This window comes from Candidatus Burkholderia verschuerenii, assembly GCF_001189365.1.
Lineage (GTDB): Bacteria > Pseudomonadota > Gammaproteobacteria > Burkholderiales > Burkholderiaceae > Caballeronia > Caballeronia verschuerenii.
In genome coordinates this window covers 39,230-55,389 of sequence record NZ_LFJJ01000015.1, presented here as the reverse complement: position 1 = coordinate 55,389, position 16,160 = coordinate 39,230, and the positions used below count along the sequence as shown (strand labels likewise).

Genomic DNA, 16,160 nt, shown 5'->3' with positions numbered 1-16,160 from the left:
GCTGCTGCATAGCGGCCGCGCGGCGTTCGGCGCTGCGGGCTACGCCCTTCGCGCCGCACGTCGCACAGAAGGATCAACTGAAACCACCGGCATCCGATTTCTGCACAACTTGACGCACACAACTTGTCAACCATGTCCCCGACAGACCGTTAGCTATGTCCCCGGTCTATACACCGCCGCAAAGAAAGTGACCCCACCGCCGAGGAAGCGGTTACTGCATAAAACCCAGCGACAAGCAAACAAACAGAACCATCACCGCCCAGCAACAAGCGAAGACGAAAGCGCATTGTGCCGCTCAACCACACGCCCAAGATCGACAGTAACCAGCCGTCCATCCCGTACAACAACCCGCCCATCAACAACACTATTAGCCACCTGCGAAGGCGCACAAAACACCAGCGCAGCAACAGGATCGTGCAAAGAACCAGCAAACGCCGGCTGCGAAAGATCGAACGACACGAAATCCGCCGCCATACCCGGCGCCAACGCCCCGATATCATCGCGATTCAAAACCCGGGCCCCGCCCAAAGTAGCGATCTCGAGCGCCTCGCGCGCCGTCATGGCATCAGGTCCAAAGCCCACGCGCTGGAGCAACAAAGCCTGCCGCACTTCGCCGACCATCTGCGCGCCATCGTTGGATGCGGAACCATCGACGCCCAATCCCACAGGCACACCCGCATCGCGCATCGAACGAATCGGCGCGATGCCCGACGCCAGTCGCATATTCGAACAAGGACAATGCGCGACGACCACGCGTGGCATCGCGTAACGTCCTTCGTCGTGGTACGTCTCGATCAGCCGCTGCGTGTCCTTCAAAATCGCGTCTTCTTTTTCGACGACCGAATCCGGCGGCAAACCGCCATCCTTCTGACCGACGCTCATGCTTCCGCGCGCCGCGTGAAAGCGCATGCCGATCTCGCGCGCCGCCGCGATGCTGTCGTCCAGCCGGCTGCCGTTAGATGATCGCTCGACGTCGTGCAGCCCGACAGCAGCAGTTCGGCCATTGCCGTCGTCGTCGAAACATTGATCATCTCGGGCGTCAGATGCGCCCAGATCTTGTACAGATTCGTGAGCCAGCCGAACAACTCGGCGTTCTGCGCGGCGGGAATCGCGCGCGTCAGGCTCTGGTACATATAGTGATGCGTGTTGATCAGGCCCGGAATCACCAGATGCCCGCGCAAATCGAGCACTTTATCGGCCGATTGCGGCAGTTCGCTCGTCGGCCCGACCGCGACGATGCGGTTGCCTTCGACAAAAAGACCGCCGTCGGCGATCTCGCGGCGCTGCGCATCCATCGTGACGAGCACGCGGGCATTCTTGACCAGCAGGGTTTTGTGTTGCATAGACAGCTCTCCCAAAAACGGTGGACGGGTTCCGGTTGAAGCCCCGGTTACCCAGCGTCGATCGCCGTCTTCGGGACGCCGCGAATATCGCGCGCATCGACACTTTCCCCAGCCAAAAATTAGTCCGCAATCAGCCTGGTGTGATGTTCGTCCTCAGGCCCGCAATATATTCGCGAATTTTGGCGCAGGTAGCATCGCCGGAGAAGCCGTTTCGACTCCGTTTGCCTGTGTTTGCCGCCTCGCCGCGCGAGGCTTACGGTGCGCTGTCATGTCGCGGCGATTATCTTTCCTATCGGGGCCGCACAGCGCGTCTCGAATTTCTACAATGCTGTTCACGGCGCGCATCTGATACGCCGACGGGTATGTAGCCACTGACGTGGAGCCTCGATCCGCCGAGAGACGCACCGTATCTATCACGGTGCGGAATTTCGGATCGATGCGCAAAAGCCGGAACTCGCACACACCAAGGAAACTGCGAATGGGCAAGCTCACCACCCACGTCCTCGACACCGCGAACGGCCGCCCCGGCGCCGACATCAAGATCGAGTTGTTCGCGCTGAACGGCGACACGCGCCGCGCGATCAAAACCATCCACACGAATCACGACGGCCGCGCCGATGCGCCGCTGCTCGAAGGCGCCGAGTTCGAAACCGGCGAATACGAACTCGTGTTCCATGCAGGCGATTACTTCGCGGCCATCGGCGTAAAGGTGCCGGAACCGCGCTTCGTCGATCGCGTCGTGCTGCGCTTCGGTATCGCGGATGCGGGCGCGCACTATCACGTGCCGCTGCTGGTTTCGCCCTGGGCGTACAGCACGTATCGCGGCAGCTGAATCGAACACATCGTCAAAGACATCGGCTTGGACCCCACAAGCGCATAACAGACCCCACAAGCGCATAACAAATCGGTAGTTGGAGGAGTACATGGAAGGCTTTGTCACCGACTGGCTCAATCTGGCGTTGCGCTGTCTGCACGTCATCGTCGCGATCGCCTGGACCGGCGAATCGTTCTATTTCGTAGCGCTCGATAACAGCCTCAAACCGCCGACCGATCCCAACGCGCGACGTCGCGGCGTGTTCGGCGATTTCTGGCATGTGCACGGCGGCGGCTTCTATCACATGCAGAAGTATTCGGTCGCGCCGTCCGATATGCCCGAGCATCTGCACTGGTCGTTCTGGCCGTCGTACACCACGTGGATGTCCGGCTTCGGCCTGTTCTTCGTGCTGTATCTGCTCTCGCCCAGCACGTATCTGATCGACAAGAGCGTGCTCGATATGGGTCTGGTCGTCGCGGTATCCGCCGCGCTCGGTTTCCTGATGGCGGGCTGGATCGTCTACGACACGCTGTGCCGCGTGCTCGGGACGAACGACAAGCTGCTCGGCATTTGCGTCGGCATTTATGTGCTGGTTGCCGCGTTTATCGCGTGCCATGTGTTCGCGGGCCGCGCGGCGTATCTGATTACCGGCGCGATGATCGCGACGATCATGTCGGCGAACGTGTTCTTCGTGATCATTCCGGGTCAGCGCAAGATGGTCGCGGCGATGCTCAAGGGCGAAACGCCGAACCCGATCTACGGCAAGCGCGGCAAGCAGCGCTCGGTGCACAACACGTATTTCACGTTGCCGGTAGTGTTCGCGATGCTGTCGAACCACTACGCGATGACCTACACGCACAAGTACAACTGGGTCATCCTCGTGCTAATCATGCTGGCCGGCGCGCTGATTCGTCAGTTCTTCGTGATGCGTCACCGTGGCCAGGTGCTGTGGTACATGCCGGTCGCGGGTCTGGTGCTGGTGTTGGGCGCATTCGCCTGGACGATGCTCGCGCCGACCGTGCCGGTCGCGCAAGCCGCCGGTGCGCCGTCGATCAAGGTCTCGGATATTCAGCCGATCATCCAGCAGCGTTGCGCAACCTGCCACTCCGCGCATCCGACGATGATGGGCAGCGCGCCCGCCGGCGTGTTGCTCGATACGCCCGCCGAGATCAAGCAGAACGCGCAGCGCGTGCATCAGCAGGCTGTGACGCTCAAGGCGATGCCGTTGGGCAATGTCACGCAGATGACGGACGCGGAGCGTCAGAAGGTGGCCGCGTGGTTCGATGGCGGCACGGTGGAGTAAATCGTCTGCTACAAGTAAAAACGCCCCGCGCTCGAAAGACGCGGGGCGTTTTTTTTCGACGAACGATGACGCTCAACGCGACGCGAAATACGCCTTCACCGCGTCAACAGCCGTATCGATATCCTCACGCGACACATCCCGATGCGTGACAAATCGCGACGCATAAAGCATCTGCGTCAGCACGCCGCGCTCTTTCAAAAACGCTTCGAGCGGCGCGCAATGCGCCTGCGGAATCTGCGCGAACACCATGTTCGTCGCGTGCGATTGCACCTTGATCTGATCGATCTGCGCGAGCCCTTCCGCGAGACGCGCCGCATTGTCGTGATCCTGCGCGAGACTCTCGACGTGATGATCCAGCGCATACAGACACGCCGCCGCGAGCACGCCCGCCTGCCGCATGCCGCCGCCCAGCACCTTGCGCCAGCGATGCGCGATATCGATCAATTCACGCTTGCCGACCAGCACCGAGCCGACCGGCGCGCCGAGACCTTTCGAGCAGCAGATGGACACGGTATCGAACGCGGCGCACAATTCGGCGACCGGCTTGCCCGATCCGACCGCCGCGTTGAACACGCGCGCGCCGTCGAGGTGAGTGTTCAGACCTTTGTCGCGCGCAAGCTGCATCGCTTCCGCCACATACGATGCAGGCAGAATCTTCCCGCCGATGGTGTTTTCCAGCGCCAGCAGTTTCGTCCGCGCGAAGTGATCGTCGATCGGCTTGATTGCCGCCGCGATCTTTTCCAGCGGCAGCGAGCCGTCGGCGGCGTTTTCGATCGGCTGCGGCTGGATGCTGCCGAGCACCGCCGCGCCGCCGCCTTCGTATTTGTACGTGTGCGCCATCTGGCCGACGATGTATTCGTCGCCACGCGCGCAATGCGCCATCAACGCAGCGAGATTGCTTTGCGTGCCGCTCGGGAAAAACAGCCCGGCTTCCTTGCCGGTGCGCTCCGCGAGCGTGGTTTGCAGCTCGATGACAGTGGGATCGTCGCCCCAGACATCGTCGCCGACTTCGGCGGCTGACATGGCGGCCAGCATCGGCTTGCTCGGACGGGTGACGGTATCGCTGCGGAGGTCGATCATCGTGATGGGCTCGTCGGGGAAATGAGCCGACTATCATAACGCCATCAAAAGAAAAGGACCGGCCTCGACTGCGCCGGTCCTTTCATGCTTCAGGCATTGACGTTCAACGCAACGCGTCTTCCGTCAGCCAGAGCGATTCTCTCAGGTCTTGCTCGTTCAGATTCTTCCCTTCTCCACCGCGATCCACGACGATGTAATCGCTCACCTTGTCCAACGCGAGCAGCGGATGATGCCAGACGCCCTTCGCGTAATTCACGCCCTGCCAGCCCTTCGTGACGAACGCGCGAATCTCGGATTCGACCAGATCGCCGGCAGGCGCGACGACGACCAGATACGGCCGATCGTCGAGCGGAATGAACGCCTGACTGCCGAGCGGATGCCGCTCCATCATCTTGCATTCGAAGGGCAGCGTGCGCGGCTGTCCGCGAAACAGGTTGACGATGGCATGACCGCCCTGATCTGTCACGTCGACGTTGCAGAGATCGTGAAAGCGCATCGTCGTGCCGAGGTTGATCGGAATCTGCTTCGCGCCATCGAGTTCGATGACATCGCCATAAGGCTTGAACGCAGCGCGCGTCAACGGTTCGATAGCGAGTTTTTTCATTATGCAAGCGTTCCAAAGAGACGCAGACGCGACACGCCACCGTCAGGGAAAATATTGAAGCGAACGTGCGTCACGGGACCGAGCGCCGCGAGTTCCGACTCGTAGACATGCTGCTTGTCCATCTACAGCTTCTGCTCGCCGAGCAGCACCGGCCAGAACATCGCTTGCGTGACGAGCGAACTGTCCGTGCCGCCCTTCACGTGGACCGCCTGCAGCGAGCAACGGTCCGGGAAATTGCCCTTGAAGTGCGCCGTATCGACTTCCACTTTCTTGATGATACCCGGCTGCGCGAGCGCGACGATACACCAGTCGTTGCCCGGCTCGCGACGGCGGCGCGTTTCCCAGCCATCGCCCATGTTGACGCCGCGGCCCGGCATCAGAAGGGTCGAAGCCAAACCGAAGTGCTGGTTGTTGGTGCCGACCATGTACGCGCCGTTTTCCATCGCGCCGAGATCGACCAGCGTGTTCTTGTCGGCGTTGCGCCAGTCGAGTTGCGGCTGACCATACACACGCAGCCGCGCGATGCCGCCATCCGGATAGATATTCACGCGCAGATGCGTGATCGGCTGTTCGGCGCTGACTTCCAGATAGTGGTGGCTGTTGCCTTGCAGCGTCGTCGACGGAACGATTTCGGTCCATTGCGTCGAGCCGCACGGCGCGTCGCCGTTCGGCACATGCGCGCCGTCGATCGATGCCGCCGGCGGGAAATTACCCGTGAAGTGGCTCGTATCGACGTCGATACCCTTGATCACGCCCGGACGCGCCAGCTTGACGATGCACCAGTCATAGCCGGTCGTGCGCTTGCGGCGCGTTTCCCAGCCGTCCATCCACTTGCCGTGATCGTCGAACTTGCCGGGGATGAACACGGCCGGTTCCGGGTTCAGCATGCGCTCTTTCGGCGCGAAGAAATCGTCGCTCGTCTCGAGTGCCTGCGCGCCCAGACGCGGGTCCGCGAGATTCACATAGCGACGCGTGAATTCGGGTGCGTTGGGGTCGAGTGTCGGAATTGCCATGTCTTCGTCCTTTTCGGTTGCGGTGAAAGCGGATCAAGCCTTGATCAGGTCGTTCAACCTGAAGCCGGCGATCCGGTAAATCTGATCGAGACTCGTGCGAAGCTCTTCGGCGCGATCGTGATTCACGCGCGCCTCGAAGTTCGCGATGATGCCGTGACGGTCGTAACCGCGCACGGCGAGAATGAACGGAAAGCCGAACTTGTCGCGATACTGCGCGTTCAGCGTTTGCAATCTGTCGAATTCTTCCTGCGTGCAGAGATTCAGCCCCGCGCCGCTTTGTTCGCGCGTCGATTCGGCGGTGAGTTCGCCGCGCACCGCCGCCTTGCCCGCGAGTTCCGGGTGAGCGTTGATGAGCGCGAGCTGCTTCTCGTTGCCCGATTGTTCGACGATCCGCGACATCGCCGCATGCAGCGCGTCGATGCTCTTGAACGGACGCTGTTGCGCGGCCTGTTCGGGAACCCACGGCGAATGCTCGAAAATGCCCGCGAGCACCGTCACGAAAGTGTCGGACGGCATCGTGTTGATCTGGTCGAGTGTGTAATCCATCGCCTTCATGCCGCCGTCCCGTTGTTGTTATTGAAAGGATGCTGCTCGCGCCAGTGACGCGCGATATCCACGCGACGCGTCACCCACACGCGGTCATGCTTCTCGATGTGATCGAGGAATTTCTGCAGGCCGCGGAAGCGTCCCGGACGGCCGAGCAAGCGGCAGTGCATGCCGATGGACAGCATCTTCGGCGCTTCGTCGCCTTCTTCGTAGAGCACGTCGAACGCGTCTTTCAGATACGTGAAGAAGTGATCGCCCGTGTTGTAGCCTTGCGGCGTGGCGAAGCGCATGTCGTTGGTATCGAGCGTGTAAGGCACGATCAGATGCGGCTTCTTCTCGCCGCCCGTTACTTCGACTTCGGTCCAGAACGGCAGGTCGTCGCCGTAATAATCCGAGTCGTACAGAAAGCCGCCGTATTCCGCCACCAGACGATGCGTATTCGGACTGTCGCGGCCCGTGTACCAGCCGAGCGGACGCTGCCCCGTCACGCGCTCGATCGCTTCCATGCCGAGGCGCATATGCTCCGCTTCGCGCTCCGGCGTCATGTCCTGATAGTGAATCCAGCGATAGCCGTGGCACGCGATTTCATGCCCCAGTTCGACGAACGCGCGCGCCAGTTCCGGATGACGCTCCATCGCCATGCCGACGCCGAAAATGGTCAGCGGCATGTCGCGCTTTTCGAATTCGCGCAGAATGCGCCATACGCCCACACGCGAGCCGTATTCATAAATCGACTCCATGCTCATGTGACGCGACGGATACGCGGCCGCGCCGACGATTTCCGACAGAAACTGCTCGGAGCCCGGATCACCGTGCAGCACGCAGTTTTCACCGCCTTCTTCGTAATTGAGCACGAATTGCACGGCGATGCGTGCGCGTCCCGGCCAGTTGGCCTGCACCGGATGACGGCCGTAGCCGATCAGGTCGCGTGGATAGTTCGGATCGAGTGACATGACGGTAAGCGATGGAAAGACGGGATTGTCAACGATTCAGTGTAGCCAAAACACCCCGGCGCGCCCATACATCAGGGCCAATATTGCGGGTCACGCCGGTGGTATGTGCGCTTGCACAAAAACCATCAGCGCGGGCTGAAATCCGACAAAACGCCGTCGTACCGTTTCGCGAGCGGACGCGCGTAATCGCCGCGTTTCGCCGTGTTCAGCTTCAGCGCGACCAGCGCTTCCGCCCATTTCACGGCCGCCGTCACGCCTTCCACGACGGGCGCGCCGATCGCCTGCTCCACTTCGCGGCAAAACTCCGCCATGCCCGCGCAGCCGAGCACGATGGCGTCCGAGCCGTCTTCGTCGAGCGCGCGGCGGCATTCGTCGATGATCGTCTGACGCGCGGCCGAGCCCGGTTCGTCCAGTTCGAGCACGGCGACATCCGTTGCGCGCACGTTCTTGCAGAAGCGCGTCATGCCGTAGCGTTCCGCCAGGTGCCACGCCATGTTGCAGGTGCGTTGCAGCGTCGTCACGACCGAAAATCCCGGCGCGATGACGCTCGCCGCGTGCATCGCCGCTTCCGCGATGCCGATCACCGGGCCGCGCGCCAACTCGCGCGCCGCGTACAGCGCCGGATCGCCGAAGCACGCGATCACATAGCCGTCGATGCCCTGCTTCTCTCCCGCTTCCACTTCCGCCAGCAGACCGAGCGAGGCGACCGCTTCGTCGTAATAGCCTTCGATGGACGGCGGCCCCATCGTCGGCGATACCGCGATGATTTCCGTGCCGGGCGCGGCGATTTCGCGGGCGCAACGGGCCATCGAATCGGTCATGCGTTGCGTGGTATTCGGGTTGATCAGTTTGATACGCATTGCTGTTCTCCAACTACTTTGGGTGTGCTCTCAGGTTCCGACGTGCTTTATGTGTTTAAACCGGCTGCTTGCGGTCCGCGAGGAACCAGTAGAACACCGCCGCCAGCCCCGCGCCGATAAACCACGAGAAGTTCGCGGAGCTTTCGAGCGACGGCAACATCACGCACAGCGTCGCGATGATCGCGGCGGGCACCAGCGCCATCACCGCACGGCGATTCACGCCCTTCGTGTACCAGTACTTGCCGGTTTCCGACGTCGTATAGAGATCGTCGACGACCAGCTTGCCGCGCTTGACCAGATAGAAGTCGACGATCAGCACGCCATACAACGGTCCGATAAAGCTGCCGAGAATGTACAGCGTGTAGTGAATCACGGCCGGGTTGTTGAACAGGTTCCACGGCGTGATGAAGATCGACGCGGTCGCCGCCATCATGCCGCCCATGCGCCACGAGATCAGTTTCGGCGCGACGTTGGAGAAGTCGAACGCCGGCGACACGAAGTTCGCCACAATATTGATACCGATGGTCGCGATCGTGAACGTCAGCGCGCCGAGAATCACCGCCGTCGGATGATCGATGCGGCCGACCGTTTCCACCGGATCGGTGATCAACTGGCCGAACACCGGCAGCGTCGCGGCCGTCGTGATCACCGTCACCAGCGAAAACGCCAGGAAGTTGACCGGCAAGCCCCAGAAGTTACCGCGCTTCACGCTGCGATAGCTCTTGCAGTAGCGCGAGAAGTCGCCGAAGTTGAGCATCGGGCCGGAGAAATACGACACGACCAGCGAGACGGCGGTGATCATCACCGGAATCACTTCCGCGCCGTGATACTTCACGCCGCCGAGATTCAGCCCGATGTTCTGGATGCCCGCGCGCCACACCATATAACCGGCGAGCGCGAACATCACAACATACACGGCGGGACCGGCGAAGTCGATGAACTTCTTGATCATCTCCATGCCGCGCCAGAACACGACGGCCAGCAACACCCACAGCAGCATGAAGCCCGCCCAGCCGAGCGCCGACAGGCCGACGAAGCCGTACTTGTGGACATCGGCGTAAGGCATCAGCGACGGGATGAACTTCAGCACGACGATCACCAGCGCGCTCGATGCGAGATACGTCTGAATCCCGTACCACGCCACCGCGATCAAGCCGCGAATGACAGCCGGAATATTCGCGCCCAACACGCCGAACGTGGCGCGCGCCGCGACCGGATACGGCACGCCCGCGACCTGACTCGGCTTCGCGATGAGGTTACACAACACGTTGACGAAACCGATGCCGATCAACAACGACACCAGCACTTGCCAGCTCGTCAGACCGAGCGCGAACAGACTGCCAGCGAAAACATATCCGCCGACGCTGTGCACGTCGGACATCCAGAACGCGAAGATGTTGTACGCGCCCCAGGTTTGGGCTTTGAGCGGGGCGAGGTCCTCGTTGTAGAGACGATCGCTGTAGCCGGCGGGCATGCCGTGCTCGGGTTCGCTCGACGGTCCGCCGAACTCCTCTTCATAGGGTGGCAGGGCTGAGCTGCCGGATGCGCTGAACTGGGCCATGACGACTCCTTCGATAGGCGGCTTGCGTGATGAAAAACCTGCAAATACTCGGGCTTTCAAGCTTCGATTGGATACCTTCGCCACGGTCCGGCGGCTCGGCATTCTTTTGGATTTGCGTAGCGTCCATGACGTCTTGCCAAGAGCGCGGGCCGATGCCCGGACGCCCGTCGTGGACGGTTTTCATTGCACGCTCGGATGAGCGTATCGTTCAGTCAGCGCATGCTGCGCTTGTGTTTCTTAGCGTGCTTTGCGCTCGCGCACAGGGCACCGTCTCCATTTATTTAGTCCTGCTTTATTCCTTCGATGGCAGACCGCGTGCGGCCCGCCCCTGCTTCACGCGTCGAGCAGCTTTTCGCGCTCGGCGGGTCGTGCGAATACTTCCCTCAGATCGACCGCGCCACGTGCGGGCCGCTCCAGCATTTTCAATTCGACGTCGCGCAGATGTTGCGCCATCAGATCGGCGGCTTTGGCTGCGTCGCCTGCGTCGAGTGCGGCGAGAATGTGCTCGTGGTCTTCGAACGAACACGAACTCTTGCCGAGCGATTCATACAGCGCCGAAATCAGCGTCGAGCGCGCCACCAGTCCCGACAGGCATTCGCACAACACTGTATTACCCGTCAGCGAAGCCAGTTCCGTATGAAACTCGCCGGAAAGCCGGATCCACGCAGAAAAGTCGTGGTTTTCGAACGCGCGGCGTTCCCGCCCGATGGTCGCGCCGATCGACTTCAAGCGCCGCGTGCCGTGACCCTGCGCGATCCGTTCCACCACCGCCAATTCGATGATCCGACGCATCTCGAACACTTCATGCACTTCCTGCAGCGACGGACTCGCGACGAACGCCCCGCGATTCGGTTCCAGATCCACCAGCCGTTCGCCCGCCAGTTGCGCCAGCGCCTGACGCACCGTGCCGCGCTTGACGGCGAACACTTCGCACAATTGCGCTTCGGTCAGCTTCGCGCCCGGTGCGAGCCGATGCTCGAGGATCGCGGCGCGGATGTTCTCGGCAATCGACTCGGCATTGGCTCCGCCGGCGCCGTTGGCAGCGCCCGATGAAGCGTTCGATGCAGCACTCGGTTTTGGTTCGGACATGATGTGCTCGCTTGCATGTTGACCATCTTAGAATCGACATAAAGATTGTCAACAATTCAATTTAAAAATGGGCGATGTCGCGCCCGGATTTCATGCTGACGGCGCCTGCCGAGCCAATAGATACAAGGCATAGCGGCCATTCATCAAGTTTTTGTCAGCATTGCCGCCACTTTTTTGTCGACAATCACGAGAGCGCGTTTGGTGCACTGCACGTTCGTAAATGGTGCAAAAACATACGATTAGTTGTGCTTTAAAGCTTAAAAGAAGGCGCTCTTTCGAAGCGCCCTCAGTGTAGCGTCAAGCCAGATGCGGATAGTCCGTCATCCGGAGCGTGAAGCCCTGCTCCGTCGCCCTCAGGTGCGCGGATGCACCGAATGGCAACGTCAGCATGTCCTCAATATGCCCGAACGGCAAACCCGTCACGATCGGCACGCCCGTTACGTTGCCAATCTGGTCGATCACCGAATCGAGGGTGAAGCCGTTGTCGTAATCCGACAGCTTGGCGCCCATGAAATCGCCCATCACGATTGCCTGCTGGCGCGACAGCACGCCCGCCTGATGCAGCTGATACAGCATCCGCTCGACGCGAAACGGATGCTCGTTCACATCTTCGAGGAACAGAATCCCGCCTTCGACCGGCGGCAGATACGGCGTGCCGACCAGCGACGCCAGCATCGCCAGATTGCCGCCCCACAGCATGCCGCTCGCGTCCACCGCGCGGCGTTGCGGCGTGTTGCTCGTCACCGTCAGCGTCGATTGAGAGATGGCCTGCCAGAAGTGATGCATCGTGAAATCGCTCAACTCTTCCGCGCCGAAATCGCCGTTGAACATCGGGCCGCCGAAGCTCTTGATGCCCGCCTGCGCGAACAGCGCGCATTGGATCGCGGTGAAGTCGCTATGTCCGACGATGGCGATCGGCTGACCGGCGAGCCGTCGCTGCAAGCCCTGATAATCCAGCCCGTGCAACAGCCGCGACGCACCGTAACCGCCGCGCACCGCCAGCACGATATCCGGCAGCGCGCGCGACGGATCGGCGAGACGGTTCAGATCGGACGCGCACTCGTAGTCCGTGCCGCCGAAGCGCTGAAACTTGCGCTGCGCCGCTTCGACGTTCTCGACGCGATGCCCTTGCTCGCGCAAACGTTTCAACGCCCGCTCGATGTTGGCCGGATCTTGCGGATAGCCGGACGGCGCCACGAGTTCGATGGTGCGTGATTTCACGGTCATTCAGTTCGTTTTGGTTTGGGATGGATCGCCCGACGTCGCTTCGCGCGCACGACGCGCATCGCGTTCCTCGCGCGCAAGACGCCTGCGCTCCGCGAAGAAGTTCTGCAGCGCGCGGCCGCATTCGTCGGCGAGCACGCCGCCCGTCACGCTGGCGTGGTGATTCAGCCGCTCGTTCGCGAACATGTCGACGACGCTGCCGCACGCGCCGGTCTTGGAATCGGACGCGCCGAACACCACGCGCGCGATCCGCGCATGCATGATCGCGCCCGCGCACATCAGACAGGGTTCGAGCGTGACGTAGAGTTCGCAGCCGGGCAAGCGATAGTTCTGCAGCGCCTGCGCGGCCGCGCGCAAGGCGACCATTTCGGCGTGCGCGGACGGATCGTGACCGCGAATCGGATGATTGAAACCGGTGGCGATGACGTCGTCGCCGCGCACGATCACCGCGCCCACCGGCACTTCGCCGGCGCGGCGCGCGTCTTCCGCGGTGGCTTGCGCGATCGCCATGAAACGGCGATCGCGTTCGCTCGCGGTATCCGCGATGGGGGATGGATCAGGAACGGCGCCGCACGGCGAATCGTGCGACGTCAAGGTTGATTCGGCTCCGGCTCGCCACGCGAATGACGTTCGGACAGCCGCTTCGCGATGTGCCGGCGATACTCGTGCGGCACGCAGCCGCCGCCGCGCAGCGACTCGAGCGCCATATCCAGCGCGAGCATCTTGACCTGAATGCGGCAGCGGGCGGCGGGGTCGGTCACGCGATCGAGCTCATCCTGCAGGCCGCGCAGCGCGCGAAGCTGCTCGACGGCCGGCAGGACGAAGCCCGCGTTCTTGAGGATGCGATTGGCGACGCGGACTTCCTCGGGAACGAGGAGATCGTCGTCGAATTCGAGCGGTTTTCCCGCGCCCGGCAGATCGTTGAAGGTACCGCGCGATGCGGCTTCGTTGATCCGCTGTTCGACTAAAGCATCTAGCAATTTCATCGGGGGATAAGACCGTTTCTCGCTGCTGGGCGGAAGCAGTCAGACACGATTTCCGTTGGTTAGCCTGAAGTCGGAGGGCAGCCGGATACTCACGCATAAGGCGTTGGTCGGCGCGTCTCGACACTCTTGTCGCGTATTTTAACAGCGGCTGGCGTTCGGCTTTCGTCGAACATCCGGATGACCGCTGTAAGACATGGTATACCGGTTATACGCGTGGTTTTCACAACAGTGAGCGGCACTGCACAAACAATTTTGGCTTGACATCGCAAAAACTACCGAAACGGTTCACGAGGTCCGCGACTCGCGCGAATAGCCATCCGTCGCCATCAAAAGACGGCGCGTGTACTCGTGCCGGACGTCGCGCGCGCGCACGGCTTCGATCGCCAGTTGCTCGACGATGCCGCCCTCTTTCATCACCGCCACGCGCTGACAGAGAAAGCCCACGACGGCCAGATTGTGGCTGACGAGAATCATCGTCAGCTTGCGCTGCGCGTGCAGCCGGCGCAGGAGATTGAGGATTTCCGCCTGCATGGAGACATCGAGCGCGGAAGTCGGTTCGTCGAGCAGCAAGACGCGCGGCTCGACGATCAGCGCCCGCGCGATCGACACGCGTTGCCGCTGTCCGTCGGACAACTGATGAGGATACCGAAAGCGATACGCCGCCCCGAGTCCGACCTCGGCGAGCGCGGCCAAAATACGCGCATCCTGATCGCCGATGCCGTTGATCGCGAGCGATTCGCGCAAGGTCCTGTCGACCGTGAAGCGCGGATGCAGCGAGCCGTACGGGTCCTGGAATACCATCTGCACGTCGCGCTTATCGGTGTGCGAAGCGATTCGCATGCTGCCTTCGCTGAGCGGCGTGAGGCCGGCGAGCGCGCGCAACAGCGTCGATTTTCCGCTGCCCGATTCGCCGACCAGGCCGAATACTTCGCCCTCCTCCACGCGCAGCGTCACGTCGCGCACGGCATCGACGTGGCCGGTCTTGGTGCGGAAACGGATGGACGCCTTTTCGATGTCGATCATGACTCGAACGACTCGGTGAGCCATGCCGGATCGCGCCGCAAAGTCGGCAATTCGTCGGGCGGATCGGTCAGCGGCGGATTGGCGGCCAGCAAGCCGCGCGTGTACGGATGACGCGCCTGCGCGAGATCGCGCGCGGCGCAGATCTCGACGATACGTCCGCCGTACATCACCGCGACGCGGTCGCAGAAGGACATCACCAGCGGCAGATCGTGGCTGATGAAGACGAGGCCCGTGTCGTGGCGCGCGATCATTTCATCGAGCACGGCGAGCACCTGCATCGACACCAGGACGTCGAGCGCGCTGATCGGCTCGTCGGCGATCAACAGACGGCGGGCCCGCGAACACCATCATCGCGATCATCACGCGCTGGCCCATGCCGCCCGACAGTTCGTGCGGATAGGCATCCGCGACGCGCTGCGGATCGCGGATATGCACGGCGGCCAGCGCCTCCACGATGCGTTCGCGCATCGCCTTCGCGCTGAGCCGTTCGCCCTGCCGCGCGAAGGTTTCGCGCATTTGCTGCGCGACGGTCATCACCGGATTGAGCGAGTATTTCGGGTCCTGCAGGATCATGCTCATCTGCGTGCCGCAGAGTGTGCGGCGCTCTTTCGGGCGCATTGCGAGCAGATCGCGGCCGTCGAAGCGCAGCGCATTCGCGGACCATTTCGCCTCGGGCGGCAGCAGTCCGAGCAGCGCGCGCCCCGTCAGCGATTTGCCCGATCCCGATTCCCCGACGATACCCAGCCGCTCGCCGCGCCGCACCGTCAGCGACACACCGCGAACGGCGGGCGCGAGTTCGCCGTCGTGACCCGCGAAGGCGACCTGCAAACCATCGATTTCGGCCAGGACGTCGGACATCTCAGCCTCCGTGACGCGGATCGAAGACGTCGCGCAGACCGTCGCCGAGCAGGTTGAACGCGAGAATCGCCAGGCCCGGAATGGTCGCGACCCACCATGCGTCGAGCAGCACGTTGCGGCCCGACGCGACCATGTAGCCCCACTCCGGGCTCGGCGGCTGCGCGCCCAGCCCCAGAAAACCGAGACCGGCGACCGCGAAGATGATGCCCGCCATATCGAGCGTCGCGCGCACGATCACGGACGACGAACACAGCGGCACGATATAGCGCAGCAAGATCCGCGTATGCGATGCGCCCGCCAGCCGCGCCGCGTGGATATAGTCCGCGTTGGCCAGCCGCAGCGATTCGGCGCGCGCCAGCCGCGCATACGGCGGCCACGCGGTGATCGACAGCGCGATCACCGCGTTGAGCACGCCCGGCCCGAGCGCCGCCGCGAACGCGAGCGCGAGCACGATCTTCGGAAACGCGAGCGCGATGTCGGTGATCCGCATGAGGACCGTATCGACGAAACCGCCGCAATAGCCCGCGACCGTGCCGATCAGCAGGCCAAGCGGCACGACCAGCACCACCACCAGCATCGCGATGCTCAAGGTCAGGCGCGAGCCGTGCACGAGCCTCGACAGGATGTCGCGTCCGAGCTGATCGGTGCCGAACCAGTGCGCGGCGCCCGGCGGCGTCAGACGTTCGGCCAGCACTTGCCGGAACGGATCGTCCGATACGACCGACGGCCCGATCAACGCCACCACGACCAGCAGCAGCAAAATTGCCAGCCCGAGCATGCTCAGCGGATTCGACGAAAACCGTCGCCAGCGCTGATACGCGCGCCCGAACGCGGCCTGACGCGGCGACGCGGGCGTATCGGTCAAAAGCCAGGCGCGCCAGTTCGTGGACGATGGTTTCATCG

At 62.4% G+C, this 16,160-nt stretch carries 14 protein-coding genes and 3 pseudogenes; 2 read left to right on the top strand and 15 right to left on the bottom strand.

Annotation, left to right across the window (positions count from 1 at the left end):
• Nucleotides 1–252: 252 nt before the first annotated feature.
• Nucleotides 253–1,343: pseudogene (locus tag BVER_RS05520) on the bottom strand (amidohydrolase family protein).
• A 478-nt stretch (nt 1,344–1,821) separates the two neighbouring features.
• Between BVER_RS05520 and uraH the strand changes: the two are divergent.
• Together uraH and BVER_RS05510 are read left to right on the top strand one after the other, a co-directional pair.
• Nucleotides 1,822–2,175, top strand: a complete 354-nt coding sequence (gene uraH / locus BVER_RS05515; RefSeq protein WP_050452421.1) for a hydroxyisourate hydrolase — start codon at nt 1,822–1,824, stop codon at nt 2,173–2,175.
• A gap of 91 nt (nt 2,176–2,266) precedes the next feature.
• Nucleotides 2,267–3,460, top strand: a complete 1,194-nt coding sequence (locus tag BVER_RS05510; protein ID WP_050452420.1) for a urate hydroxylase PuuD — start codon at nt 2,267–2,269, stop codon at nt 3,458–3,460.
• A 72-nt stretch (nt 3,461–3,532) separates the two neighbouring features.
• Here the strand turns inward: BVER_RS05510 and ltaE are convergent, their stop codons facing one another.
• From ltaE to BVER_RS05440, 14 genes and pseudogenes are all read right to left on the bottom strand, one after another.
• Nucleotides 3,533–4,540 (bottom strand): low-specificity L-threonine aldolase, encoded by a 1,008-nt coding sequence (gene ltaE / locus BVER_RS05505; RefSeq protein WP_050452419.1) that lies wholly within the window; start codon nt 4,538–4,540, stop codon nt 3,533–3,535.
• A gap of 103 nt (nt 4,541–4,643) precedes the next feature.
• Nucleotides 4,644–5,144 carry an ureidoglycolate lyase gene (locus BVER_RS05500; RefSeq protein WP_050452418.1) on the bottom strand — a complete coding sequence of 167 codons (501 nt, stop codon included), beginning with the start codon at nt 5,142–5,144 and terminating at the stop codon, nt 4,644–4,646.
• Nucleotides 5,144–6,157, bottom strand: a pseudogene (gene alc, locus BVER_RS05495) (allantoicase). Before alc ends, BVER_RS05500 begins: the two are co-directional and overlap by 1 nt.
• A 33-nt stretch (nt 6,158–6,190) precedes the next feature.
• Nucleotides 6,191–6,712, bottom strand: coding sequence for a 2-oxo-4-hydroxy-4-carboxy-5-ureidoimidazoline decarboxylase (uraD, locus tag BVER_RS05490; RefSeq protein ID WP_050452417.1), 522 nt, complete (start codon nt 6,710–6,712; stop codon nt 6,191–6,193).
• On the bottom strand, nt 6,709–7,656 hold the full coding sequence (gene puuE / locus BVER_RS05485) for an allantoinase PuuE (RefSeq protein ID WP_050452416.1): 948 nt from the start codon (nt 7,654–7,656) through the stop codon (nt 6,709–6,711). Before puuE ends, uraD begins: the two co-directional genes overlap by 4 nt.
• Before the next feature lie 125 nt (nt 7,657–7,781).
• Nucleotides 7,782–8,516, bottom strand: a complete 735-nt coding sequence (locus BVER_RS05480; RefSeq protein WP_050452415.1) for an aspartate/glutamate racemase family protein — start codon at nt 8,514–8,516, stop codon at nt 7,782–7,784.
• A gap of 55 nt (nt 8,517–8,571) precedes the next feature.
• Nucleotides 8,572–10,077: an NCS1 family nucleobase:cation symporter-1 gene (locus BVER_RS05475; RefSeq protein WP_050452414.1), complete on the bottom strand. Its 1,506-nt coding sequence runs from the start codon at nt 10,075–10,077 to the stop codon at nt 8,572–8,574.
• Between the two features lie 333 nt (nt 10,078–10,410).
• Nucleotides 10,411–11,166 carry a GntR family transcriptional regulator gene (locus tag BVER_RS05470; protein ID WP_232316398.1) on the bottom strand — a complete coding sequence of 252 codons (756 nt, stop codon included), beginning with the start codon at nt 11,164–11,166 and terminating at the stop codon, nt 10,411–10,413.
• Between the two features lie 297 nt (nt 11,167–11,463).
• Nucleotides 11,464–12,393, bottom strand: a complete 930-nt coding sequence (gene ldcA / locus BVER_RS05465) for a muramoyltetrapeptide carboxypeptidase (RefSeq protein ID WP_198155162.1) — start codon at nt 12,391–12,393, stop codon at nt 11,464–11,466.
• Nucleotides 12,394–12,984 (bottom strand): tRNA adenosine(34) deaminase TadA, encoded by a 591-nt coding sequence (gene tadA / locus BVER_RS05460; RefSeq protein WP_050452413.1) that lies wholly within the window; start codon nt 12,982–12,984, stop codon nt 12,394–12,396. It abuts the gene before it with no gap.
• Nucleotides 12,981–13,376: a DnaJ family domain-containing protein gene (locus BVER_RS05455; protein ID WP_050452412.1), complete on the bottom strand. Its 396-nt coding sequence runs from the start codon at nt 13,374–13,376 to the stop codon at nt 12,981–12,983. The genes tadA and BVER_RS05455 overlap by 4 nt, the downstream gene beginning before the upstream one ends.
• A 285-nt stretch (nt 13,377–13,661) precedes the next feature.
• Entirely contained in the window at nt 13,662–14,399 is a 738-nt protein-coding gene (locus tag BVER_RS05450) for an ABC transporter ATP-binding protein (protein WP_050452411.1), read from the bottom strand.
• Nucleotides 14,396–15,257 (bottom strand): annotated as a pseudogene (locus BVER_RS05445) (ABC transporter ATP-binding protein). The gene BVER_RS05450 and the pseudogene BVER_RS05445 overlap by 4 nt, the downstream one beginning before the upstream one ends.
• A gap of 1 nt (nt 15,258) precedes the next feature.
• Nucleotides 15,259–16,158 carry an ABC transporter permease gene (locus BVER_RS05440; RefSeq protein WP_050452428.1) on the bottom strand — a complete coding sequence of 300 codons (900 nt, stop codon included), beginning with the start codon at nt 16,156–16,158 and terminating at the stop codon, nt 15,259–15,261.
• Between the last annotated feature and the right edge of the window lie 2 nt (nt 16,159–16,160).